This is a genomic window from Thiolapillus sp. (assembly GCF_048562965.1).
Classification (GTDB): domain Bacteria; phylum Pseudomonadota; class Gammaproteobacteria; order Chromatiales; family Chromatiaceae; genus Thiolapillus; species Thiolapillus brandeum_A.
The window spans coordinates 1-1,682 of record NZ_JBHNMF010000663.1 but is presented as its reverse complement, the minus strand read 5'-3'; the positions used below and the strand labels follow the sequence as shown (position 1 = coordinate 1,682).

Sequence of the window (1,682 nt, the reverse complement as noted above, 5' to 3'; positions counted from 1 at the left end):
CCGCGCAATTGATATCCAGTAACTGCCAGTTACCATTGTTGGACGGCCCGGCTTTTGCCAGCTCGGCCGGGTTTACATCGCCCTGGGGACGTACCTGCTCACAGTAAATCTCGTACGCCTCAAGAATTTTCTCGCCGGGGAGATCGTCACTATCTCGCGACAGCACATTAAGTAGTGTGACTGCAAAAACCGTGGCATGAAGATGCACGACCGCAGACTTTTTTATAACGGAAACCGATGAGATATGTCCGCCGCCAGATGGCGGCCGGCGGCCGGTTATCTCGCTGAAAATGGCCCGGGCTTTCATTACCCCCCAGCCCGAGTATCGCCGGATCACCGCTGTTTTTGCACCAAGTTGCGCTAGCCTCAACGCTATGTTGTCCAGGCGACACTGCTCCTCGAGCGAGACATTTTTATAATCCGGCGGAATATGACGGGGGAACGGAATAATGGTGTCAGGTTCAAGAGGGGCGGAGGTGGAATTCATGCTGCTACCCTCCGGTGTTGATCGTTGTATCGGGACAATCCAGCCGCGGCCGCATATGCTGCGATGAGAGGAGCCATTTCCGGATCCAGGCGGGGAGCCACCGCATGATTAGTCAGAACAGCCCATAGGCGCGCAGGAAACCTTATGCCGAAAACCGTTCTGGCTGCCCAGTGTGTGACTTCATGAATGGGGGTATCCCGAACAGTCAAATATTGTGATGCGGATAACCCCGTCAACACAGCAAACTGATCAATAGGTGTTTGCCGGGACAGCGAAGAAATCATCGACCAGTAATCGCTGACCCAATCATGATGCGCCCCGTTTAGTGGTTCTTCGCCAACCGTCGCATTGAAAAACAACGACGCCGATGGTCGTACCAATTTTGCTATCCCGTCCTGCGGCAATGAATTGATGGCCTGGACGATACGAGTCGTGTTGAATATCCCATCAAAAGAAAGGGCTGGATCCTGCGGATTGCTGCGAATAAGTGTCAGAAATTCGTGATTGAAATGCCGAATCTCTGAGATTTGAGTCAGCTCGAGCATTTTGTGGTTCCTCCACGTTGTTTGCTGCTGTTAGAAGTCAACTGTACCACGCCTTTTTTTTGGGAATCAAGCAGGGATTTTGGTATAAGCGCCACTGTATTCCATATTACGCGTTAATATTTTTGGAAAAGTAGGCGTGTTTTGTGGGTTTTCGCCTGGAACTGGCCTGAATGAACGCGGCTCCCGCTTTTGAGTGTGGTGGAATGTCGGCAATTCCTCTACTACTTGCGCCAGAGCGCACAAAACACGCTTTCAGCAGCACATCTAATTCAGAGTTTGCTATAATCGCCATACCGAATGATTCGGTATAAGAAGCGCGTTGCCGTTAGGAGAACCTAGCCGAAAGGCGTATAAAACCTCATGCGGGGAGTGGCCCTGCTGTAAACAAATGGTGTGTTATGGCTCTTGTACGACCAGAAGATTACCCTACCACAGAAAAAGCCCCGGACTTTATCAGTCGGCTGAACTGGTGCGCCCGGTATATGCCGGATGAAACCGAAGCGATGTTCGAAAACGGATCTATCACCAAGGCAAAGTTCACCCGCCTTCGCAGGGGGTCCCTTTCCGATCTCCTCCTGCGGGATGTCGCCGTTATTGCTTCATCTTATGGGGTTACCATCGAATGGCTCGTATGGGGCGCCGGTGAGACT

Annotated in this window: 2 protein-coding genes; both read right to left on the bottom strand. The window is 51.8% G+C overall.

The window, feature by feature from the left end; all coding sequences use genetic code 11:
• A partial coding sequence (locus ACOCD2_RS18905) for a hypothetical protein (protein ID WP_419625905.1) occupies positions 1-487 on the bottom strand: 487 nt, incomplete at its 3' end.
• Positions 484-1,032: a hypothetical protein gene (locus tag ACOCD2_RS18900; RefSeq protein ID WP_293680008.1), complete on the bottom strand. Its 549-nt coding sequence runs from the start codon at positions 1,030-1,032 to the stop codon at positions 484-486. The genes ACOCD2_RS18905 and ACOCD2_RS18900, both read right to left, overlap by 4 nt.
• Positions 1,033-1,682 lie beyond the last annotated feature (650 nt).

Bases quoted from the DNA above. Each gene is read 5' to 3' on its own strand.
- ACOCD2_RS18900 (WP_293680008.1), bottom strand. From the start codon at position 1,032: ATGCTCGAGCTGACTCAAATCTCAGAGATTCGGCATTTCAATCACGAA.